This is a genomic window from Micromonospora sp. NPDC047620 (assembly GCF_043205005.1).
Taxonomy (GTDB): Bacteria; Actinomycetota; Actinomycetes; order Mycobacteriales; family Micromonosporaceae; genus Micromonospora.
This window is the reverse complement of sequence record NZ_JBIDDG010000012.1, coordinates 167650-188915: the sequence shown is the minus strand read 5'-3', so window position 1 is coordinate 188915 and position 21266 is coordinate 167650. Positions and strand designations below refer to the sequence as shown.

Annotated in this window: 18 protein-coding genes; 12 read left to right on the top strand and 6 right to left on the bottom strand. The window is 74.6% G+C overall.

What is annotated here, in order from left to right; genetic code table 11:
• Positions 1 to 64: 64 nt before the first annotated feature.
• Positions 65 to 1648 carry a methylmalonyl-CoA mutase family protein gene (locus ACGF5C_RS17100; RefSeq protein WP_350685901.1) on the bottom strand — a complete coding sequence of 528 codons (1584 nt, stop codon included), beginning with the start codon at positions 1646 to 1648 and terminating at the stop codon, positions 65 to 67.
• Positions 1649 to 1854: 206 nt separating this feature from the next.
• Between ACGF5C_RS17100 and ACGF5C_RS17095 the strand changes: the two genes are divergently transcribed.
• Positions 1855 to 4005, top strand: a complete 2151-nt coding sequence (locus ACGF5C_RS17095; RefSeq protein WP_393302631.1) for a serine/threonine-protein kinase — start codon at positions 1855 to 1857, stop codon at positions 4003 to 4005.
• Between the two features lie 48 nt (positions 4006 to 4053).
• Entirely contained in the window at positions 4054 to 5778 is a 1725-nt protein-coding gene (locus ACGF5C_RS17090) for a phospho-sugar mutase (protein WP_393302628.1), read from the top strand.
• 163 nt (positions 5779 to 5941) lie between these two features.
• On the opposite strand, the gene ACGF5C_RS17085 is transcribed toward ACGF5C_RS17090, so the two are convergent.
• The 4 genes from ACGF5C_RS17085 to upp all read right to left on the bottom strand — a co-directional run bounded on the left by ACGF5C_RS17085 (position 5942) and on the right by upp (position 9211).
• Positions 5942 to 6619 carry a GPP34 family phosphoprotein gene (locus ACGF5C_RS17085; RefSeq protein WP_393302625.1) on the bottom strand — a complete coding sequence of 226 codons (678 nt, stop codon included), beginning with the start codon at positions 6617 to 6619 and terminating at the stop codon, positions 5942 to 5944.
• A 142-nt stretch (positions 6620 to 6761) separates the two neighbouring features.
• Positions 6762 to 7805 carry a CU044_5270 family protein gene (locus ACGF5C_RS17080; protein ID WP_393302622.1) on the bottom strand — a complete coding sequence of 348 codons (1044 nt, stop codon included), beginning with the start codon at positions 7803 to 7805 and terminating at the stop codon, positions 6762 to 6764.
• A gap of 10 nt (positions 7806 to 7815) precedes the next feature.
• Positions 7816 to 8355 (bottom strand): RNA polymerase sigma factor, encoded by a 540-nt coding sequence (locus tag ACGF5C_RS17075; RefSeq protein WP_393302619.1) that lies wholly within the window; start codon positions 8353 to 8355, stop codon positions 7816 to 7818.
• Positions 8356 to 8578: 223 nt separating this feature from the next.
• Entirely contained in the window at positions 8579 to 9211 is a 633-nt protein-coding gene (gene upp / locus ACGF5C_RS17070; RefSeq protein ID WP_393302616.1) for a uracil phosphoribosyltransferase, read from the bottom strand.
• A gap of 134 nt (positions 9212 to 9345) precedes the next feature.
• Between upp and deoC the strand changes: the two genes are divergently transcribed.
• The 10 genes from deoC (at position 9346) to ACGF5C_RS17020 (ending at position 20759) form a co-directional block, all read left to right on the top strand.
• On the top strand, positions 9346 to 10305 hold the full coding sequence (deoC, locus tag ACGF5C_RS17065; protein WP_357458465.1) for a deoxyribose-phosphate aldolase: 960 nt from the start codon (positions 9346 to 9348) through the stop codon (positions 10303 to 10305).
• Between the two features lie 6 nt (positions 10306 to 10311).
• Complete coding sequence (locus ACGF5C_RS17060; RefSeq protein ID WP_393302612.1) at positions 10312 to 11742, top strand: aldehyde dehydrogenase family protein; 1431 nt, start codon at positions 10312 to 10314, stop codon at positions 11740 to 11742.
• The gene (locus tag ACGF5C_RS17055; protein WP_393302609.1) at positions 11735 to 12559 is read left to right on the top strand and encodes an aldehyde dehydrogenase family protein; all 825 of its coding nucleotides are present in this window, start codon (positions 11735 to 11737) and stop codon (positions 12557 to 12559) included. The genes ACGF5C_RS17060 and ACGF5C_RS17055 overlap by 8 nt, the downstream gene beginning before the upstream one ends.
• 202 nt (positions 12560 to 12761) lie before the next feature.
• Complete coding sequence (locus tag ACGF5C_RS17050; RefSeq protein WP_363703843.1) at positions 12762 to 13226, top strand: BlaI/MecI/CopY family transcriptional regulator; 465 nt, start codon at positions 12762 to 12764, stop codon at positions 13224 to 13226.
• Positions 13227 to 13236: 10 nt separating this feature from the next.
• A complete protein-coding gene (locus tag ACGF5C_RS17045; RefSeq protein ID WP_393302606.1) occupies positions 13237 to 14139 on the top strand; it encodes a M56 family metallopeptidase in 903 nt (300 codons plus the stop codon).
• A 136-nt stretch (positions 14140 to 14275) separates the two neighbouring features.
• On the top strand, positions 14276 to 15526 hold the full coding sequence (locus tag ACGF5C_RS17040) for a cytochrome ubiquinol oxidase subunit I (RefSeq protein WP_393302603.1): 1251 nt from the start codon (positions 14276 to 14278) through the stop codon (positions 15524 to 15526).
• A gap of 9 nt (positions 15527 to 15535) precedes the next feature.
• A complete protein-coding gene (gene cydB / locus ACGF5C_RS17035; RefSeq protein ID WP_393302600.1) occupies positions 15536 to 16543 on the top strand; it encodes a cytochrome d ubiquinol oxidase subunit II in 1008 nt (335 codons plus the stop codon).
• On the top strand, positions 16540 to 18219 hold the full coding sequence (cydD, locus tag ACGF5C_RS17030; RefSeq protein ID WP_393302598.1) for a thiol reductant ABC exporter subunit CydD: 1680 nt from the start codon (positions 16540 to 16542) through the stop codon (positions 18217 to 18219). Before cydB ends, cydD begins: the two co-directional genes overlap by 4 nt.
• Positions 18216 to 19997: a thiol reductant ABC exporter subunit CydC gene (gene cydC, locus ACGF5C_RS17025; protein ID WP_393302595.1), complete on the top strand. Its 1782-nt coding sequence runs from the start codon at positions 18216 to 18218 to the stop codon at positions 19995 to 19997. Before cydD ends, cydC begins: the two co-directional genes overlap by 4 nt.
• Before the next feature lie 93 nt (positions 19998 to 20090).
• Positions 20091 to 20759 carry a permease prefix domain 1-containing protein gene (locus tag ACGF5C_RS17020; protein ID WP_393302592.1) on the top strand — a complete coding sequence of 223 codons (669 nt, stop codon included), beginning with the start codon at positions 20091 to 20093 and terminating at the stop codon, positions 20757 to 20759.
• Between the two features lie 74 nt (positions 20760 to 20833).
• On the opposite strand, the gene ACGF5C_RS17015 is transcribed toward ACGF5C_RS17020, so the two are convergent.
• Positions 20834 to 21175 carry a PadR family transcriptional regulator gene (locus tag ACGF5C_RS17015; protein ID WP_393302589.1) on the bottom strand — a complete coding sequence of 114 codons (342 nt, stop codon included), beginning with the start codon at positions 21173 to 21175 and terminating at the stop codon, positions 20834 to 20836.
• Positions 21176 to 21266 lie beyond the last annotated feature (91 nt).

Below are 21266 nucleotides of genomic sequence, written 5' to 3'. Positions count from 1 at the left end.
CGCCCCGACCGACCGGTCTGCGGGATCCGCCGGAACGGCCGACGGCCGGTCAGGTCGGAAGCGGTCAGAAGCGGTCGGCCGGGCGGTGCAACCCCCACACCTGGCGCAGGGTGCCGCAGACCTCGCCGACGGTGGCGCGGGCCCGCAGCGCCTCCTTCATCGGGTAGAGCACGTTCTCCGTGCCCTCGGCGGCGGCGCGCAGCTCCGCCAGCGCCCGCTCGACCGCGCCCGCGTCCCGCTCGGCGCGCAGTCGGGCCAGCCGCTCGGCCTGCGCCGCCTCGATCGCCGGGTCGACCCGCAGCGGCTCGTACGGCTCCTCCTCGTCGATGGCGAACCGGTTGAGGCCCACCACCACCCGCTCGCCGGAGTCGATCTCCTGCGCGATCCGGTACGCGGACTGCTCGATCTCCCGCTTCTGGAAGCCCGCCTCGATGGCGTCGACCGCCGAACCGTGGTCGAAGACCCGGTCCATCAGCTCGGTCGCCGCCGCCTCGATCTCGGCGGTCATCGCCTCCACCACGTACGAGCCGGCGAACGGGTCGACGGTGGCGGTCAGGTCGGTCTCGTACGCCAGCACCTGCTGGGTGCGCAGCGCCAGCCGGGCCGCCTTCTCGGTGGGCAGCGCGATGGCCTCGTCGAAGCTGTTGGTGTGCAGCGACTGCGTGCCGCCGAGCACCGCGCCGAGCCCCTGCACCGCCACCCGGACCAGGTTCACCTCGGGCTGCTGGGCGGTGAGCTGCACGCCCGCCGTCTGGGTGTGGAAGCGCAGCATCATCGACTTCGGGTCCTTGGCGCCGAAGTCGTCGCGCATCAGCCGGGCCCAGATCCGCCGGGCGGCCCGGAACTTCGCCACCTCCTCCAGCAGCGTCGTGCGGGCGACGAAGAAGAACGACAACCGGGGGGCGAAGTCGTCCACGGCCAGCCCCGCCGCGAGCGCGGCCCGGACGTACTCGACGCCGTTGGCCAGGGTGAACGCGATCTCCTGCGCGGGCGTCGCGCCGGCCTCGGCCATGTGGTAGCCGGAGATGGAGATGGTGTTCCACTTCGGCACCTCCTTGCGGCAGTAGCCGAAGGTGTCGGCGACCAGCCGCAGCGAGGGCTTCGGCGGGAAGATGTACGTCCCCCGGGCGATGTACTCCTTGAGGATGTCGTTCTGGATCGTGCCGTTCAGCGCCGTGCCGGGGACGCCGTTCTCCTCGGCCACGAGCTGATAGAGCAGGAGCAGCACCGAGCCGGGCGCGTTGATGGTCATCGAGGTGGAGACCTTGTCCAGCGGGATGCCGTCGAAGAGCAGCCGCATGTCCTCGATCGAGTCGATGGCCACCCCGACCTTGCCCACCTCGCCGTGCGCGATCGGGTCGTCGGAGTCGTAGCCCATCTGCGTCGGCAGGTCGAAGGCGACCGAGAGGCCCATCGTGCCGGCCCGCAACAACTGGTGGTACCGCGCGTTGGACTCGGTGGCGGTGCCGAAGCCGGCGTACTGGCGCATCGTCCAGGGACGGGAGGTGTACATGGTGGGGTAGACCCCCCGCGTGTACGGGAACTCGCCCGGGCCGCCCAGCCGGGAGTCCAGGTCCTCCGGAAGGTCGGCGGCCGTGTAGACGCCCTTGATCGGGAAACCGGACTCGCTTGACCGCCGTTCGCTCATTAGCGGATGGTAGGACGCGCGACGGCGTCGGCGGGTGAGGGATAGCGCACACCCGACCCGTGGACATCGACGAGAGGTGAACGTCAGGGCACGTATGGTCCAGTTCGGTAAACGTCCGTCGCGTCGGGTTTCGCATCGGGCGTCGGAACCAGCAAGATAGGGGGGTTGTGTCCCAGCCCCCCTCGATTTCCCCCGGTGGCTTTTCTGTGACTCAGATCCCGACGTGGAGCGGCGGACCAGTCAGTCCCCCCAACGGACGCGCGACCCCCGGCACGACCATCGGTGGTCGTTACTCGCTGCGTTCCGCGGTGGGCAACGGCGGCATGGGCACGGTCTGGCGTGCCACAGACACGCTCCTGCGGCGGGACGTCGCCGTCAAGGAGGTCGTCCTGCCCCCGGGTCTGGCCCCCAGCGACCGCGACGCCATGTACGAGCGCACCCTGCGCGAGGCCCGCGCGGCGGCCGCGATCCAGCACCCGGCCGTCGTGCAGGTCTACGACGTGGTCACCGAGGGCGGCCGGCCCTGGATCGTGATGGAGCTGCTGGACGCCCGCAGCCTCGCCGACATGGTGATCGAGGACGGGCCGGTCGCGCAGCGGGTGGTCGCCAAGATCGGCATAGCGCTGCTCGGCGCGCTGGAGGTGGCGCACGCGATCGGCGTGCTGCACCGCGACGTCAAGCCGGCCAACGTGCTGATCTGCGCCGACGGCCGCTGCGTGCTGACCGACTTCGGCGTGGCCCGGATGCCCACCGACGTGCAGCTCACCACCCCCGGGATGGTGCTCGGCTCGCCGCACTTCATCTCCCCGGAGCGGGCGATGGGCCAGGAGTTCGGGCCGCCGAGCGACCTGTTCTCGCTGGGCGTCACGCTCTACACGGCGGTGGAGGGGCGGCCCCCGTTCGACAAGGGCGACCCGATCGAGACCATGCACGCGGTGGTCGAGGACCCGCCCGCCCCGCCGCAGCGCAGCGGGCCGCTGACCCGGGTGCTGATGGGCCTGCTGGAGAAGGACCCGGCCCGCCGCCTCGACGTGCACACCGCCCGGGCGATGCTGCGCGAACTGCTCGCCGGCCCGCTGACCAGCAACGCCGCCGCCGTGAACTCGATGACCGACCCGTACTCGGTCGTGCCGGTGCAGCAGCGACCGCTGCCCGCCCCGCCGGCCGCCCAGCCCGAGCAGCCGAAGCCGACCGGGCAGATCGGCGGGCGGGCGATGCTCAACCCCGGCGAGTCGCTCACCGACCGGCTGGCCGCGCTACGCCGGGGCGAGCGCCCCGCGCAGGCCGCCCTCCCCGCCAGCCCCACCGCGATGGAGGACACCAACGCCGACGCGCTGGCCGGGCCGCTGCACACCCCCACCGGCGCGATGCCGGCCCCGGACAAGCCCGCGCCGGCCGGCCGCACCTACGGCGGCCCCGAGGCCACGCCGCAGGTCGCCGGCTCCGACGCCACCCAGCAGCTGCGCACCAACGCGGCCGGCCTGGTCGGGTTCGGCGGCCAGCCGGACGCCACCCAGCGGATGGGGGCCGACGCGCCCGCCTTCGGGCAGCCGGACGCCACCCAGCGGATGGGCGCGGGCACCCCCGTCTTCGGCGGCCCGCCGGAGGCCACCCAGCACCTCGGCGGCACGTACGGCGGCGGCCAGTGGTCGGTGCCGGGCACCGGGCAGCCCTGGGCGACCCCCGCCACCGCGCCGGCCGCGGCCGGCGGCGGGCTCGCCGGTCGGGTTGGCGCGATCGGCAACCAGGTCGTCGGCACCGTCAAGGGCTGGCCCCGCAAGGTGCAGCTCGCCGCCGCCGGCGGCCTGGCCGTGGTGCTGCTGATCGGGGCGGTCGTCCTGTTGACCGGCGGCGACGACGCGCCGACCGTCCCGCAGGCCGCCCCGACCTCGGCGGCCCCGGCCGGCAACACGCCCGAGATGAAGGAGCACTCCGGCAAGGGCGTACGGGTCATGGTGCCGCAGGGCTGGGAGCGCAAGAGCGCCGGCAACTGGGTCGACTACGTCGACCCGCAGGACGAGGGCCGCAAGGTGCGGATCCTCGTGGAGGACTTCCGCACCACCTCGATCCGCTGGGCCGAGGTCGCCGAGGACGGTCTGAAGAGCCGCTCCAAGTCCTGCGTCAAGCCGTACGCCCAGCTCGCCATGAACGAGATGGAGTGGGTCGGCAAGCAGGCGGCCGAGTTCGAGTACACCTGCGGCGAGGGCGAGACCAAGCGGCACGGCGTGTGGCGCGGCGTGGTCCACGACGGCAAGGCGTACTCGTTCTACCTCACCTCCACCGACGCCAAGTTCGCCGAGAGCAAGCCGATCTTCGACGAGATGGTGAAGACGTTCCAGCTCACCGACGCCGGCTGATCGCAGGGGAAGAAGAAGCGGTGATCCGCTGGCGTGCTATCAAGAGGCATGCCGGCGGAAACCACTGACATCGACGACATTCGCGAGCAAGCTCGGCGCTGGCTCGACGACGACCCCGACCCGGCCAGCCGGGACGAGCTGCGGGCGGTGCTCGACCGCCTGCCGGCCAGCGCCCCGGAGCTGGCCGACCGGTTCGCCGGCCCGTTGACCTTCGGCACCGCCGGGCTGCGCGGCCCGCTGCGCGCCGGTCCGAACGGGATGAACCTCGCGGTGGTCACCCAGGCCGCCGCCGGGCTGGTCGCCTGGCTCGCGGCCCAGGGCGGCTCCGGCCCGTTGGTGATCGGGTACGACGCCCGGCACGGCTCCCGGCAGTTCGCCGAGCGGACGGCCCAGGTCGCCACCGGCGCGGGGCGCCCGGCGCTGCTGCTCCCCCGCCCGCTGCCCACCCCGGTGCTCGCGTACGCGGTGCGACACCTCGGGGCGGTCGCCGGGGTGATGGTGACCGCCAGCCACAACCCGCCGCAGGACAACGGCTACAAGGTCTACCTCGGCGCGGAGCTGGGCGGGGCGCTCGGGGCGGGTGCGCAGATCGTGCCGCCGGCCGACGCCGGCATCGAGGCCGCGATCCGGTCGGTCGGCCCGCTGGCCGAGGTGCCGCTCGGCCCCGCCGGGCAGGTGCTCGGCGACGACCTGGTGGCGTCCTACGTGGAGCGGGCCACCGGAGTGATCGACCCGGACGGGCCGCGCGAGCTGGCCGTGGCGTACACGCCGCTGCACGGGGTGGGGGCGGCGGTGCTCACCGCGGCCTTCGCCCGGGCCGGCTTCCCCGTGCCGGGGGTGGTGCCCGAGCAGGCCGAGCCCGACCCGGCGTTCCCGACCGTCTCCTTCCCCAACCCGGAGGAGCCGGGGGCGGTGGACCGGCTGGTCGCCCTCGCCGAGTCGACCGGCGCGGACATCGCCATCGCCAACGACCCGGACGCGGACCGCTGCGCGGTGGTCGTCCGGGACACCGGCCCGGCGGCGAGCGCCCGCGGGGAGGTCGCCGGTCCCACGGAGCCGGACGCCGACCGGCCCGGCTGGCGGATGCTGCGCGGTGACGAGGTGGGCGTGCTGCTGGCCGACCACCTGATGCGGCGCGGCGTCACCGGCCTGTACGCCACCACTATCGTGTCGTCGTCCCTGCTGCGGGCCATGTGCGCCGCCCGGGGCCTGCCCTACGACGAGACGCTGACCGGGTTCAAGTGGATCGTGCGGGCCGGCGGCGGGGCCGAGCCGCTGGTCTACGGCTACGAGGAGGCGCTCGGCTACTGCGTCGCCCCGGAGCACGTCCGCGACAAGGACGGCATCACCGCCGCGCTGACGGTGGCCGAGCTGGCCGCCGGGCTGAAGACGCAGGGCCACACCCTGACCGACCGGCTGGACGAGCTGGCCGCCGAGTTCGGCGTGCACCACACCGACCAGCTCTCGGTGCGGGTGGACGACCTGCGGGTGATCGCCGACGCCATGGCCCGGATCCGCGCCGCGACGCCGACCGCGCTGCTCGGCCACCCCGTCACGGAGACGCAGGACCTGCTCCCCGAGGCGGACGTGGTGATCCTGCGCACCGGGGCCGCGCGGGTGGTGATCCGGCCGTCCGGCACCGAGCCGAAGCTGAAGGCGTACCTGGAGGTGGTGGAGCCGGTGGCGGACGGCGACGTCGCCACGGCCCGCGCCCGGGCGACGGAGGCCGTCGCGGCCCTGCGCGCGGAGATCGCGACCGCTCTCGGTCTCTGATCGGGCCTCCGGGCACCCGCCGCCCTTTGCTCTGCTTCACCCGACGCGCCACATGTGTTGCGTGGGTTGAAGCAGAGCAAAGGGCCGGGGGTGGTGTCGGATCGGGGCGTGCGGGTGGCGTCAGCGGCGCGGACAGCGCCGGATCGCCAGCCTGCGCGTCGGGTCAGCGGCGCGGGCCGAGGGCGGCGTCCACCGCGCTGCCCAGGGCGGCCACGACCAGGCCCACCGAGGGACGGACGACCGAGTCGTCGAGGCTGACGTTGCCGGAGAAGCCGGCGCCGCCGGCGATCTCCTCCAGGCGGCGGTGGGCGTCCCGGGCCGCGTCGCCGGTCAGGCCCAGGGCCGGCTCCATCCGCAGCACCGCGACCAGGGTGGCCAGGGCGGCGGTCCGCTCGTCGGGGAGTTGCCCGTCGGCCAGCGCCTCGGCGAGCCGGCGCCGGGTGTCCGCCTCGACGGCGGGATCCACCGTCGGGTAGCGGTGCACGTGGATGAAGCCCAGCTCGGTCTCGTCGACGTCGCGCACCACGCCCTGGGCGCACAGGGTTTCGAGGATCTTGTCGCGCAGGCCGTGCCGCAGCCGCTGCACCCAGGACGACGGGCTGTGCGGGGTGTCGGCGGCGATGCGGGCGAGGACCCCGTCGGCGAGCGGCTCGCCGGTGGGCGTCGGGTCGGCCACCGCCAGTGACCCCTCGGAGTACACGATCCGCCCGGCCAGGGCCAGTTCGATCAACACCGCGGCGGCCATCCCCAGGTCGAGGCTGATCCGCGGCATGGTCGCCTTGCCGGTCTCGTCGTCGTACGCGAGGAGAAGCAGCTCTTCGGCGAGAGCAACACCAGTCATGGCCGGAGACGCTAGCGGGTGCGCGCATTCCGCGCACCAACTCCACGTCGATGGCGCGCCGCCGCGCCCGTGCGCCTTCCTCGCCCAACCGTCGCCGGAGCGGGCGGAGTGTGTGCCCCACCCGCCCCGACGGTCGTGCCGGTCAGCCGAGCGTGTCAGTACGACCGGTGTGGAGCAGCAACAGGTAGTGCAGAACGCGGTTTCGGGGGGCCAGCTCCAGGTACTCGTAGGCGAGCAGTTCACCGGTCGACGGGTCGAAGACCAGCAGCATCTGCACCCGCTGCGTGATCACCCGCAGCTCCGGCGGTGTGGTGAGGTCGGCGGTGATCGCCACACCCTCGCGGCCGGCCCGGTCGACGACCCGCCCGCGCCACACGAAGCCTGGCTTGTCCGCCAGGATGGTGAGGATGTCGGCCCGGGTCCGCCGGGGCACCAGGTGTGTGACGAAGATTTCGTGGGCCGCCATGGCCACGTCGCCCGCCGACTGATCGGTCCGGAGCATGCGTGCGAGCGCCGCCCGGTCGGTGGGCAACTTTCCAAGCTTTCGGCGTGGCTCCTCGCGGACCCCGCTGGGCGCCCCGCTGGGGCTGGGCACGGTCGCGGGAGTCGGCCTCCGCGTGGAGAAGTACTCCCGGGACGCCGCGTCGGGGAACTCGACGCCCAGGATGTCCATGTCCCCCCACCGGCGGCCGTCGCGCGCCGCCCAGTTGCGACGTTCATACACGTAGCTCCTCATGTGACCCTCGGGCGAAAACGCGCTCAGGCCGCCCCAGGACTTGGTGTGGTGGTAGGCGTAGCGGCCACCGCTTTCGTCTTGCGGGCCGTCCACGAGGCGCGCGGCGAGGGCCCGCAGGTGCGGCCCGGCCGGCTCGCCCGCGACGACCTCGTAGGCCACCGGCTTGAGCACGGTCCCGGCGACCGGCTGCGCGGGTGCCGGGGCGGGCACCGGCCCGTCCCGGAGCACCTGTGCCACCCCGGCGGAGCCGAGCACGGCCACCGCGGCGGCCGCGCCGACGAGCACGGTGCGCCGGGGCGCGGCCCGCCGCGCCGGCCCGGCCGGGGTCGCGGTCGCGTCCTCCGCGCGGAGGATCAGGTCGTGGGCGGCGAGGGATGACGGCGGTACGACGGCGTCGCGCGCCGGGTCGGCCGGGCGAAGAAGCTCCCGGACCTGCTGCTTGGTGTGCATGTTGCTCCTCTCAGAGGTGGGCGGACGCCGGCCGGGCGCCGCGGGCGGGGGTGGGGGCGGCCAGGGCGGAGCGCAGTCGGCGCCGGGCCCGGTAGAGCCGCACAGCGGCGGCGGACCGGGTGCAGCCCAGCACGACGGCGGCATCCGCGACGCTCAGGTCCTCCCAGCCGACCAGCCGGAGGATCTCCTGGTCGGCTTCGGGCAGCGTGTGCAGCGCCCGGTGCAGGTCGAGCACCGGCGCGACGGCGTCGGGCTCGACGATTCGTGCCGGCACGTGGTCCGCCTCGGCGAGCGGGAGCAGGCTCGGACCGCCGCGCCGGGACCGCCACCGGTTCGCGACGACGTGGCGCGCGACGGCGTAGAGCCACGGGAGGGCGCGTTCGGGCACCTCGCCGCGCCGCCGCCAGACGACGACGAACACGTCCTGGGCGAGTTCGGCTGCCGCGTCGGCATCGGGAAGCCGGCGCAGGCCGTACCTGACGATGTCCGGGTAGTGCGTGGCGTAGAGGCTGGTGAACCAGCCCTCGTCCCGCTCACCCACGGGTTTCATCTGATCGATCTCCCGACCGCAGTTCCTGACAGGGACACCACGTATGTGTCGCGGGCGGGGCGGATCGTTACCGGCGGCCGGGGCGGAAACTCACCGGCCGGGCGGGACGGCCTGTCGGCCGGGGCGGAAGTCACCGGCGGGGCGGGGCGGAACGGCCGGTCGGCCGGGGCCACCCGCCCCGGCGGGCCGGGGCGGGTGGTGTGGCGTGGCGTGGGGGCGCCGCCTAGAAGCGGGGCATGCCGCCGAACTGGCGGTCGCCGGCGTCGCCGAGACCCGGCACGATGAACTTCTGGTCGTTGAGGCCCTCGTCGATCGAGGCGGTGACCAGGCGCAGCGGCAGGCCGGAGCGCTCCAGCCGCTCGATGCCGACGGGCGCGGCGAGCACGCAGAGGACCGTGATGTCGGTGCAGCCCCGGTCGGCCAGCAGCCGGCAGCAGTGCTCCAGCGAGCCGCCGGTGGCGAGCATCGGGTCGAGCACCAGCACCGGCAGGCCGCTCAGGTCCCGGGGCAGCGACTCCATGTAGGCGCGCGGCTCGTACGTCTCCTCGTCGCGGGCCAGGCCGACGAAGCCCATCGACGACTCCGGCAGCAGGCCGAGCGCGGCGTCGGCCATCCCCAGGCCGGCCCGCAGCACCGGCACCAGCAGCGGCGGGTTCGCCAGTCGGGTGCCCTCGGTGCCGGTGACGGGGGTCTGCACCGGGTACTTCTCGATCGGGAACGAGCGCGCGGCCTCGTACACCAGCATGGTGGTGAGTTCGTGCAGTGCCGCCCGGAACGAGGAGGAGTCGGTGCGCGTGTCCCGCATGGCGGTCAGCCGCGACTGGGCGAGCGGATGGTCAATGACGTGTACGTCCACGATCGCTCAACCTACCGGTCCGCCCGGGCCCGCACTGCGAGTGCGGGTGGAGCAGCGACGTCGCTCACCACCCGGATCGACCGACGGCACCGTGACCAAGATCACGCAGTGGTCGGATGCGTAGACTTCGGAGCATGACGGCGACAGCGACGTCGGCCCGGTCGGAACTCTCCGAGCTGGGACGATCCGAGACCGCTCTGCGGACCTTCCTGCACGGCCTGCCCGGCGTGGACCAGGTCGGCGCGGAGCAGCGGGCGGCGCAGCTCGGCACCCGCTCCATCAAGACCACCGCCAAGGCGCAGGCCATCGACCTGGCGATCCGGATGGTCGACCTGACGACCCTGGAGGGGGCGGACACCCCCGGCAAGGTGCGGGCCCTCGCGGCCAAGGCGCTGCGCCCCGACCCGGCCGACCCGTCCTGCCCGCACGTCGGGGCGGTCTGCGTCTATCCCTCGATGGTCCCGCACGTCGCCGAGGTGCTCCGCGGCTCCGGCGTGCACCTGGCCAGCGTGGCGACCGCCTTCCCCTCGGGCCAGGCCCCGCTGGAGGTCAAGCTCGCCGACACCCGGGCCGCCGTCGCGGCCGGCGCCGACGAGATCGACATGGTGATCAACCGGGGTGCCTTCCTGGCGGGCCGTTACAAGGAGGTCTACGACGAGATCGTGGCCACCAAGGAGGCCTGCGGGGACGCCCACCTCAAGGTGATCCTGGAGACCGGCGAGCTGGCCACGTACGACAACGTGCGCCGCGCCTCCTGGCTGGCGATGCTGGCCGGCGGCGACTTCATCAAGACCTCCACCGGCAAGGTCCCGGTCGCGGCGACGCCGCCGGTGACCCTGGTGATGCTGGAGGCGGTCCGCGACTTCCGCGCCGCCACCGGCCGGCAGGTCGGCGTGAAGCCGGCCGGCGGCATCAAGACCACCAAGGACGCGATCAAGTACCTGGTCATGGTCAACGAGACCGTCGGCGCGGACTGGCTGGACCCGGACTGGTTCCGCTTCGGCGCCTCCAGCCTGCTCAACGACCTGCTCATGCAGCGCACCAAGCTGACGACCGGCACCTACTCCGGTCCCGACTACTTCACCCTGGACTGAGAGCCGATGTTCGAATACGCACCCGCCCCCGAGTCCCGCTCGGTGGTGGACATCAAGCCCTCGTACGGGCTCTTCGTCGACGGGAAGTTCGTCGACCCGACCGACGGCGGCGGCTTCAAGTCGATCAACCCGGCCTCCGAGGAGGTGCTCGCCGAGGTCGCCGAGGCCGGCGCGCAGGACGTGGACCGTGCCGTCCGCGCCGCCCGGCAGGCGTACGAGAAGGTCTGGGGTCCGATGCCGGGCCGGGACCGGGCCAAGTACCTGTTCCGGGTCGCCCGGATCATCCAGGAGCGCTCCCGCGAGCTGGCGGTGCTGGAGTCGCTGGACAACGGCAAGCCGATCAAGGAGTCCCGGGACGTCGACCTGCCCCTGGTCGCCGCGCACTTCTTCTACTACGCCGGCTGGGCCGACAAGCTGGAGCACGCCGGCTTCGGCGCGAACCCGCAGCCGCTCGGCGTGGCCGCGCAGGTCATCCCGTGGAACTTCCCGCTGCTGATGCTGGCCTGGAAGATCGCCCCGGCCCTCGCCGCCGGCAACACGGTCGTGCTGAAGCCGGCCGAGACGACCCCGCTGACCGCGCTGCTGTTCGCCGAGATCTGCCAGCAGGCCGACCTGCCGGCCGGCGTGGTCAACATCGTCACCGGCGCCGGCGAGACCGGCCGCGCGCTGGTCGAGCACCCCGGTGTGGACAAGGTCGCCTTCACCGGCTCGACCGAGGTCGGCCGGGCGATCGCCCGCTCGGTCGCCGGCACCCGCAAGAAGCTCACCCTGGAGCTGGGCGGCAAGGCGGCCAACATCGTCTTCGACGACGCCCCGGTCGACCAGGCGGTCGAGGGGATCGTCAACGGCATCTTCTTCAACCAGGGGCACGTCTGCTGCGCCGGCTCCCGCCTGCTGGTCCAGGAGTCCGTCGCCGACCGGGTGCTGGAGTCGCTGAAGCGGCGGATGGCCCAGCTGCGGGTCGGCGACCCGCTGGACAAGAACACCGACATCGGCGCGATCAACTCGGCCGCCCAGCTCGCGCGGATCCGGGAGCTGTCCGAGGCCGGGTCCGCCGAGGGCGCCGAGCGCTGGTCGCCGCCGTGCGAACTGCCCGAGCGCGGCTTCTGGTTCGCGCCGACGATCTTCACCGGGGTCACCCAGGCGCACCGGATCGCCCGGGAGGAGATCTTCGGCCCGGTGCTGTCCGTGCTGACGTTCCGCACCCCGGCCGAGGCCGTCGAGAAGGCCAACAACACGCCGTACGGGCTGTCGGCCGGGATCTGGACCGACAAGGGCTCCCGGATCCTGTGGATGGCCGACCGGCTGCGCGCCGGCGTGGTCTGGGCCAACACGTTCAACAAGTTCGACCCCACCTCGCCGTTCGGCGGCTACAAGGAGTCGGGCTACGGTCGCGAGGGCGGCCGGCACGGGCTGGAGGGCTACCTCAATGTCTGAGCGGGTCGCGGTACGCAAGACGTACAAGCTCTTCATCGGCGGGAAGTTCCCGCGCAGCGAGTCGGGACGGTCGTATCTCGTGCAGGACTCCAACGTGTCGCTGGCCTCGCGCAAGGACGCGCGGGACGCCGTCGTCGTCGCCCGCGCCGCCGTGAAGGGCTGGGCCGGGGCGACCGCGTACAACCGGGGTCAGATCCTCTACCGGGTGGCCGAGATGCTGGAGGGCCGGCGCGAGCAGTTCGTCGCCCTCGGCGTGCCCGGCGACGAGGTGGACGCGGCGGTCGACCGCTGGGTCTGGTACGCGGGCTGGTCCGACAAGCTCCCCCAGGTGTACGGCGGCGCGAACCCGGTCGCCGGGCCGTACTTCAACCTCTCGTCGCCGGAACCGACCGGCGTCGTGGCCGTGGTCGCCCCCGAGGCGCCGGCGCTGCTCGGCCTGGTCAGCGTGATCGCCCCGGCGATCGTCACCGGCAACACCGTCGTGGTGGCGGCCTCGCCGGCGGCGCCACTGGCCGCGGTGACCCTGGCCGAGGTGCTGGCCACCTCCGACCTGCCGGGCGGGGTGGTCAACATCCTGACCGGCCGCCTGCCGGAGACCGTGCCGACGCTGGCGAGCCACATGGACGTCAACGCGATCGACCTGACCGGGGTGACCGACGCCGAGCTGGCGGCGGAGCTGGAGGTCAAGGCGGCGGAGAACCTGAAGCGGGTGCTCCGGCCGGCCCCGGCCGGCCACGACTGGTTCGCCGACCCGGGGATCACGCGGATGACCAGCCTCCTGGAGACGAAGACGGTCTGGCACCCCAAGGGGGTGTGACGGGTCCCTGTCCTGGGGTTTTTCGGGGAGCCCCGCCCGCTCCGGGCGGTCAGGCTTGATCCCTGCGCGGGCGGGGCTCCCCGGAAAACCGTCCGTGGTCAGGTCCGCGGGAGAGGGTCGAGCTCAGGTGTGCTGCCCCGGGCGGAGTCAGCTCGGGTGTGCTGGCCCGAGACGGGTCTACTACCAGGGGTAGGATTGCGGCGTGACTCGGCTTGGTGATCTCGAACGTGCGGTGATGGACGTGCTGTGGGACTCGGTCCCCGCCACGTCGGACGGGATCACCGTGCGCGAGGTGGCCGACGCGCTGGACGGCCGCGAGCTGGCGTACACCACGGTGATGACCGTGCTGGACCGGCTGGCCGGCAAGGGCATGGTGCAGCGCGAGCGGGAGGGGCGGGCCTGGCGCTACCGGGCCGCCGCCAGCCGCGAGGCGCACATCGCCCAGCTCATGCTCGACGCCCTCGACCTCGGCGGCAGCCGGGACGCCGCGCTGGTGCGCTTCGCCCACTCGGTGACCGGCACCGAGGCCGAGGTGCTGCGCGCCGCGCTGGCCGCCGAGGCCGCCGGCGGCATGCCGGCTGCTCCGGGTGAGCTGACCGACCGGGTCGAGGCGCCGACCGACCGGGTCGTCCGCCCGCCCGTCGCCGACGAGGTCGCGGACCGGTAGGGCGACGGCCGTGGCGTACGCTCTGCACTTCGCCGCGTCGATGCTGGCCTGCCTGCTGACCGCGCAGGTGCTGGCCCGCTCCACCTGGCCGTGGCGCAGCCCCCGGGTCGCGATCCTCTGCTGGCAGGCGATCGGGCTGGCGCTCGGCCTCTCCGAGGTGGGCCTGCCGATCGCGGTGGGTCTGGCTCCGTACGAGCGGCCGACCGGGAGCGCGCTGCTGGCACTGGGCGGCGATCTGGTGCACGGCACCCTGCCGCCCGGGCTCGGGGCCGTCCAGTTGAGCCTGGTCGCCTTCGGCTTCGGCATCGGCGCCGTGCTGCTGACCGCGACCGTACGCACCCTGCTCCACACGGTGCGCGCCCAGCGCCGGCACCGGGACCTGCTCGCCCTGGTGGCCCGGAACGATCCGGCGGCGCCCGGCGCGCTCGTGCTCGACCACCCGAGCGCGGCGGCGTACTGCCTGCCGGGGGTGAAGCCGCAGGTGGTGGTCAGCGCCGGGACGCTCAGCCTGCTGGACCGCGCCGAGCTGGCGGCGGTGCTCAGCCACGAGCGGGCCCACGCCCAGGAACGGCACGACCTCGTGCTGCTCCCGTTCACCGCGCTCTGCCGGGCGCTGCCCTGGTTCGGCTGGGTGCGCGGGATCCACGAACGGGTCGCGCTGCTGGTCGAGATGCGCGCCGACGACAAGGCCCGGGAGGCGCACCCCGAGGCGCTGGGCCGCGCGCTGCGCCGGTTCGCCGCAGCCGGAAGTCGGATCACTCCGGCCGGCGCCCTCGGTCTCGGCGACCGTGACCTGGACGTCCGGGTGCAGCGCCTGCTGGTCGCCGACCGGCCGCCCCGGGTGCTCGGCGCCGTCGCCCTGTCGGTGGCCACCACGCTGGCCGTCCTGCCGATCTCGCTCTTCCTCAGCTGACCCGGCGCATCGGATGCGCCCCCAAACTACTACGCCTTGTCGTACCGTCTTCTACGACAAAGCGTAGTAGTTATATGTAGGTAATCTACGTGTAGGCTCACTACGACAAGTGAGCCGACAGTACGGAGAGCCGGCCATGGACACGCTGCTCCTCGCCCGCCTACAGTTCGCCACCACCACCTCGATCCACTTCCTGTTCGTGGTGGTCACCCTCGGCCTGGTCACCCTGCTCGTGGGGTTGCAGACCACCGCCGTGCTGACCGGCAAGCCGGTCTACGAGCGGCTGACCCGCTTCTGGGGCCAGCTCTACGTGATCAACTACGTGCTCGGCATCGCCACCGGCATCGTGATGGAGTTCCAGTTCGGGCTGAACTGGAGCGGCCTGTCGCGCTACGTCGGCAACGTCTTCGGGGCGCCGCTGGCCATCGAGACGCTGGTCGCGTTCTTCCTGGAGTCGACGTTCCTCGGCATGTGGATCTTCGGCTGGCACCGGCTGCGCAAGGGCGTCCACCTCGCCCTGCTCTGGGGCGTCGCGCTCACCGCGTACGCCTCGGCGTTCTGGATCATGGTGGCCAACTCCTGGCTCCAGAACCCGGTCGGCTACGAGGTACGCGACGGCGTCGCCCACCTCACCGACTTCACCGCGCTGCTGACCAACCCCAGCCTCGGCATGGCCTTCGGCCACGTGGTCTTCGCCGCACTGCTGGTCGGCGGGATGCTGATGGCCGCGGTCAGCGCCTGGCACCTGATCCGGCGCACCCCCGACTACGCGCTGTTCCGCACCTCGCTGCGGATCGGCCTGGTCACCGCGGCGCTGTCGATCACCATGGTGCAGGGCTTCGGCTTCGCCCAGTTCGGCCCGGTCGGGCAGGTGCAGCCCACCAAGTTCGGCGGAAGCCCCGCGGCGGACGCGCTGGTCGCCGACTGGACCGCGCGGTTCGGCCCCGGCGACTACAGCCCGCCCGTGCTGGCCAGCGTCGGCCTCGGCTTCATGATCCTGATCGGCTTCGGTCTCGGCCTGCTCTGGCTGCTGCTCCCCCTGCTCTGGCGGGACTGGGCCGTGCGGCTGCGCTTCCCGCTCTGGATCATCCTGCTCGCCCTGCCGCTGCCGTTCGTCGCGGTGATCCTCGGCTGGATCGCCCGCGAGGTCGGCCGCCAGCCCTGGGTCGCGTACGGGCTGCTGCCGGTGGACCGGGCGGTGTCGCCGGTCGACCCGTGGCTGATGCTCGCCTCGCTGATCGGATTCAGCCTGCTGCTCGGCACCCTCGCCGTCACCAACTGGGTCCTGCTGGCCCGGCACGCCGCCCGGGGCGCGCACGACCCCGCCCTGGGCCGCCCGCCGCAGCAGCCGCCGGCCGACCCCCGCCCCGAGCCCGCCTTCGCCTGAGGAGACGACGTGGAACTCGCCTGGTACGCCCTGCTCGGCCTCTTCTTCGCCACCTACCTGGTGCTCGGCGGCTACGACTACGGCGTCGGCCTGCTGCTCGCCCGGGGCGCCGACCCCGCCCGCCGCCGCGCCGCCCTGAACGCCGTCGGCCCGTTCTTCCTCGGCAACGAGGTCTGGCTGGTGGCCGCCGTCGGCATCCTGTTCGGCGCCTTCCCCGTGCTGGAGGGGGAACTGCTCACCGGCTTCTACCCGGCCGTGGTCGGCGCTCTGACCGGGGTGATCCTGGTTACCGTCGGCGTGCAACTGCGCAGCCGCCCGGCGAGCCCACGGGCCCGCGCCGGCTGGGACCGGATCGTGGTCGTCGGCAGCCTGCTCGCCGCGCTCGGCTGGGGCGCCCTGCTGGCCGGGCTGCTCCAGGGCGTGCCGCTGCACGCCGACGGGCACGTCGCCGGCGTGACCCACCTGTTCACCCCGTTCGTGGCCGCCACCGGCCTCGCCGTCGTCGCGCTGGTCGCCCTGCACGGTGCGACCTTCCTCACTCTCCGGCTGCCGGCCGCCGAGGCCGCGCCGGTCGGGCGGCTGGCCCGCCGGCTCGTCCCGGTGGCGCTCGTCGCCGTCGGCGCGGCCACCGCGCTCGGCCTGCTCTCCGCCGACGTACGCGCCGCCGCGCGGCAGCCCGCGGTGGGCGTACTGCTGCCGTTGCTGCTGGTGGCGGCGGTGCTGGCGGCCCGGGTGGCGCTCGGCCGGCGGCGGCCCGGGCTGGCCTTCGCCGCCACCGGGGCGGCCCTGGCGCTGCCGGTGGCGCTGCTCGGCGCGACCCTCTGGCCCTACGCGCTGGTCTCCACGGTCGACCCCGGCGCGTCCCTGACGGTGGCCGACGCGGCGGCGAGCACGCCCACGCTGCGGCTGCTGGGCTGGCTGACGGTGCCGCTCCTGCCGGCCCTACTAGGCTTTCAGGCGATGTGCTGGTGGATTTTCCGGGGACGGACCGACGGCAGGGCACCGGTGTACTGGTGAACCGCCGTCCGTTCGACCCGCGTCTGCTGCGCCGGGTTCCCGCGGCCCGGCGCGACCTCGCCGTGCTCGCGCTGCTCGGCGTACTGGCCGCGGGGCTGGTCGTCGCGCAGGCCACCGCGCTGGCCGCGCTGCTGGCGACCGGGTTCGACGGGCGGCTGGACCGGCCCGCCCTGGCCGGCTTCGTCGCCGCGGTGGCCGCCCGCTCGCTGCTGGTCTGGGCGCAGGGCACGGTGTCGGCGCGGGTCGCGGCGACGGTCAAGGCGGCGCTGCGCGAGGAACTGCTGGGGGCGGTCGGGCGGCAGGGCCCCGGCTGGGTCGCCGGCCAGCGCGCCGGGCAGCTCGCCACGCTGGCCGGGCGCGGGCTGGACGCGCTGGACGCCTACTTCACCGGCTACCTGCCGCAGCTCGTGCTGAGCGTCACCGTGCCGGTCGCCGTGCTGGCGCGGGTCTTCGTCGCCGACTGGAGTTCGGCGCTGATCATCGCGGCCACCCTGCCGCTGATCCCGATCTTCGGCGCGCTGCTCGGCTGGCAGGCGCAGGCCGCCACCGAGCGGCAGTGGCGGCGGCTCTCCCTGCTCGGCGGGCACTTCCTCGACATGGTCGCCGGGCTGCCCACGCTGCGCGCGTTCGGCCGGGCCCGGGCGCAGACCGACGCCGTCCGCCGGATGGCCGACGGGCACCGGGTGGCGACCATGAAGACGCTGCGGATCGCGTTCCTCTCCGCCCTGGTGCTGGAACTGGTCGCCACCCTCTCGGTGGCACTGGTCGCCGTGCCGGTGGGCGTACGGCTGCTCGGCGGCGGCCTGACCCTGCAGACCGCGCTGCTGGTGCTGCTGCTCACGCCGGAGGCGTACCTGCCGCTGCGGGCGGCCGGCAGCCGGTTCCACGCCAGCATGGAGGGCCTGACCGCGCTGGACGAGGCACTGACCCTCTCGGCCGCCGCCCCCGCGCCGGTCGCACCCGGCGGGGGCGCGGCGACGCCGGACGGCCGGGGCGAGATCCGGTTCGAGTCGGTGACCGTCGCGTACGAGCGGACCACCGCGCTGCGCGACGTCACGCTGACCATCCGGCCGGGCGAACGCGTCGCGGTCGTCGGCCCGAGCGGCGCCGGCAAGAGCACGCTGCTCGGCCTGCTGCTCGGCTTCGTGGCCCCGACCGCCGGCCGGGTCACCGTCGGCGGGGTGGACCTCGCCGGCACGGACCTGGACGCCTGGCGCCGCCAGGTCGCCTGGGTGCCGCAGCGGGCCCACCTCTTCGCCGCCTCGCTGGCCGACAACATCCGGCTCGGCGCCCCCGACACCCCGGACGCGGCCCTCGCCACCGCCGTCCGCGACGCCGCCCTGGACGACGTGGTCGCCGGCCTGCCCGACGGGCTCGCCACCGTGCTCGGCGAGCGCGGGCACGGCCTGTCCAGCGGGCAGCGGCAGCGGGTCGCGCTGGCCCGCGCGTTCCTGCGGGACGCCCCGGTGGTGCTGCTCGACGAGCCGACCGCCCGGTTGGACAGCGCGAGCGAGGCCGTCGTCCTCGACGCCACCCGTCGGCTGGTGGCCGGGCGGACGGCCCTGCTGGTGGCGCACCGGCCGGCGCTGCTCGCCGACGCGGACCGGATTCTGCGGATCGAGGACGGCCGGGTCACGGAGCTGACCCCGGCGGCGGCCGGGGAGGCGACCCGATGACCGACGAGCCGATGTCGCCCGGCGACTCCGCCGAGACCCGTGCCCGCTCCCCCGAGCGGACCGTGCTGCGGCTGGCCCGGCCGTACCTGAACCGGCTGCTCGGCGCGGGGCTGCTCGCCGCCGCCACCGAGTTCGCCGGCCTCGCCCTGATGGCCACCGCGACCTGGCTGCTGATGAGCGCCGCCGGCCGGCCCCCGCTGGACCGCCTCACCGTGGCGATCGTCGCGGTCCGGGCGCTGGCGGTCGGCCGGGGCGTGCTCCGCTACACCGAGCGGCTCGCCGGGCACGACGCCGTGCTGCGGCTGATCACCGACGTCCGCGCCCGGGTGTTCGCCAGCCTCGCCGCCCGGCCGACCTTGCGGCAGCGCTCGGGCGACGCCCTGAGCCGGCTCGTCTCGGACGTGGAGGCGGTCCAGGACCTGCTGCTGCGGGTGCTGGTGCCGGCCTCGGCGGCGGCCCTGGTCAGCCTGGTCGCGGTCGGCGGGGCGGCGCTGATCTCGCCGGCCGCCGCCGGGGCGCTCGCAGTCGGGCTGCTGGTCGCCGGGGTCGCGCTGCCCGCCCTGGCCACCGCGCTGACCCGGCGCGCCGCCGCCGAGCTGGCGCCGCTGCGCGGCGCGCTCGCCACCGACGCGGTCGACCTCACCCACGGCGCCGCCGACCTGGCCGCGTTCGGTGCCACCGGGCACGCGCTGAACGCGGCCGGGGAACGCGCCCGGCGCCTGGCCCGGCTGGAGCGGCGGCTCGCCGCCACGGGCTTCGCCGTCGACGCGGCCGGGGTGCTGGTGGCCGGGCTGACCGCCGGCGCGGTGGTGCTCGCCGCCCTGGCGGCGGACGTGGACGGGGTGCTGGTCGGCGTCCTGGCGGTCGGCACGCTCGCCGCCGTCGAGATCGCGCTGGCGCTGGTCGGGGCCGCCCGGCAGTGGACCCAGCTCCGCACCGGCCTGACCCGGGTGGCCGCCCTGTTGGAGAAGGCGGACGAGGCGCCCGCGGCCGACGGGGCGCCGGTCGGCCCCGGGCCGTACGACGTGCGGTTCGAGGAGCTGACCGTGCGCTACCGGGAGGGCGCCGCACCCGCCCTGGACGGGTTCGGCCTGGAGCTGCCGCCCGGCTGCCGGGTGGCCGTGGTCGGGCCGAGCGGCGCCGGCAAGAGCACCCTCGCCGCCGTCCTCACCGGCTCCGTACGCCCCGAACGCGGGCGGGTCACCCTGGACGGGCGGGACCTGTCGACGTACCGGGCCGGGGAGCTGCCCCGCGCGGTCGGCGGGCTGCTCGCCGAGGCGTACGTCTTCCACGCCACCGTGCGGGAGAACCTGCTGCTCGGGCGACCCGACGCCGACGAGGACGAGCTGGCGGCGGCGACCGCGGCGGCCGGGCTGCTGGACTGGGTCCGCGCGCAGCCGGACGGCTGGGACACCGTGGTCGGCGAGGAGGGCGGTCAGCTCTCCGGCGGCCAGCGGCAGCGGCTCGCGCTGGCCCGGGCGCTGCTCGCCGCGCCGGGCGTGTTGGTGCTCGACGAGCCGACCGAGGGGCTGGACCCCGCCGCCGCCGACGCGGTGCTCGCCTCCGCGCTGGCGGCCACCCCGGCCGGGCACTCCGTGCTGCTGATCAGCCACCGGCTCAGCGGGCTGGCCGACCTCGACGAGATCGTGGTGCTAGACGCCGGCCGGGTGGCCCAGCGTGGCCGGCACGCCGACCTCGTCGCGACCCCCGGCTGGTACCGGGACCAGTGGCTGCTCCAGGAGGCTGCCGAACGCGGGTACCTGGCGCTGCGCCCCTGAGCCCGGCACGCTCCTTTCCCCGGCCTGCACCTCCGGGTCGGGCCAGGGTTGTCCCGGACGCCGCCCGGCGGCCGTCCGTGACAGGGTGGTGCCATGCGGTGCGACGACGCGACCATGGTGGAGGAACGGCTGCGGGAGCTGGACGTGTGCCTGCGCGGGCCGCGCCGGCTGAAGTCCGACCTGCTGACCGAGGCGCGGCACGGCCTGCTGGACGCCGTCGACGCGTACCGGGAGGACGGGCTGCCGGCGGCGGAGGCCCAGCGCCGGGCGGTGGCCGAGTTCGGCTCCGCGGCGCTGCTGGTCCCGGCCTACCAGGCGGAACTGGCGGCGGGCGCGCTGCGCGGGCTGTCGCTGCGGGTGCTCGGGCTGGCCGCGGTCGCGTTCGTCGCCGGCGATCTCACCTGGCGGGGGGCGAGCTGGAGCGACGGGCCCCGCCCGCCGGCCGGCTACCAGTTCCTGTCGGCCTCGGTGAACTGGATCTGGACCGCCGCGTTCGTGCTGGCGGCGGTCGGGCTGCTGCTGGCCGGGGCCGGCCGGTGGGCGTTGCGCGGCAACGGCGCGGTCGGCCGGGCGGTGGGCGCGGCGCTGACCGGGGTCCTCGCCCTCGGCGTGCTGGCCGGCGCGGCCCTCTTCGCGTGGTCGATCGGGCTGTGGGAGGGCGCGCTCACCTGGCCGCCGATGCTCGTCGGGGCCGTGGCGGCCGCCGCCGGCTACGTGTGGCTCGGCCGGGCCGCCCGCACCTGGCTGCTCGCCGCCCGCTGACCCCGCGGGCCGACCGCCCCGCCGAGGTGCCCGCGATCGCGGTGCCGGCCGTCGGCGGACCCGGCCGGGCGTCGTCAGGCGGGCGCGGTGGGTGGGACGTCGGTGTCGAGGAACCGGCCGACGGTGCTGCTGAACTCGCGCCACCCGGACCGCTCCCCGGCCAGCGCCCGCCGCCCCGCGTCGGTGAGCTGGTAGGTCCGCCGCTCGCGCCCGTTGACGGTGCTCCAGGTGCTGGCCACGTGGCCGGCCCGCTCCAGACGGCGCAGCGCCGGGTAGATGGTGCCGGTGGGCAGGTCGAGCTGGCCGTCGCTGCGGTTCCGCAGCGCCTCGATGATCGCGTAGCCGTGCATCGAGCCCTGCTCCAGCACGGCGAGCAGCAGCGCGTCGAGGTGTCCGTGCAGCGCCTGGGCCTTCATGCGTAGATAGGCTACTTGTTGGCGGGCCGCTCCGCCACCGGGGTGCGACCACGGTCACCCGGAGTCGCCCACTAGGGTATGTGCCCAGAGT

What these genes read in the sequence shown, in the direction of transcription:
- cydC (WP_393302595.1), top strand. Translation starts at nt 18,216, where the DNA reads ATGACCGACGAGCCGATGTCGCCCGGCGACTCCGCCGAGACCCGTGCC.
- ACGF5C_RS17055 (WP_393302609.1), top strand. Translation starts at nt 11,735, where the DNA reads ATGTCTGAGCGGGTCGCGGTACGCAAGACGTACAAGCTCTTCATCGGC.
- ACGF5C_RS17090 (WP_393302628.1), top strand. Translation starts at nt 4,054, where the DNA reads ATGCCGGCGGAAACCACTGACATCGACGACATTCGCGAGCAAGCTCGG.
- ACGF5C_RS17085 (WP_393302625.1), bottom strand. Translation starts at nt 6,619, where the DNA reads ATGACTGGTGTTGCTCTCGCCGAAGAGCTGCTTCTCCTCGCGTACGAC.
- ACGF5C_RS17060 (WP_393302612.1), top strand. Translation starts at nt 10,312, where the DNA reads ATGTTCGAATACGCACCCGCCCCCGAGTCCCGCTCGGTGGTGGACATC.
- ACGF5C_RS17100 (WP_350685901.1), bottom strand. Translation starts at nt 1,648, where the DNA reads ATGAGCGAACGGCGGTCAAGCGAGTCCGGTTTCCCGATCAAGGGCGTC.
- ACGF5C_RS17040 (WP_393302603.1), top strand. Translation starts at nt 14,276, where the DNA reads ATGGACACGCTGCTCCTCGCCCGCCTACAGTTCGCCACCACCACCTCG.
- deoC (WP_357458465.1), top strand. Translation starts at nt 9,346, where the DNA reads ATGACGGCGACAGCGACGTCGGCCCGGTCGGAACTCTCCGAGCTGGGA.
- ACGF5C_RS17080 (WP_393302622.1), bottom strand. Translation starts at nt 7,805, where the DNA reads ATGCACACCAAGCAGCAGGTCCGGGAGCTTCTTCGCCCGGCCGACCCG.
- ACGF5C_RS17015 (WP_393302589.1), bottom strand. Translation starts at nt 21,175, where the DNA reads ATGAAGGCCCAGGCGCTGCACGGACACCTCGACGCGCTGCTGCTCGCC.
- ACGF5C_RS17075 (WP_393302619.1), bottom strand. Translation starts at nt 8,355, where the DNA reads ATGAAACCCGTGGGTGAGCGGGACGAGGGCTGGTTCACCAGCCTCTAC.
- ACGF5C_RS17020 (WP_393302592.1), top strand. Translation starts at nt 20,091, where the DNA reads ATGCGGTGCGACGACGCGACCATGGTGGAGGAACGGCTGCGGGAGCTG.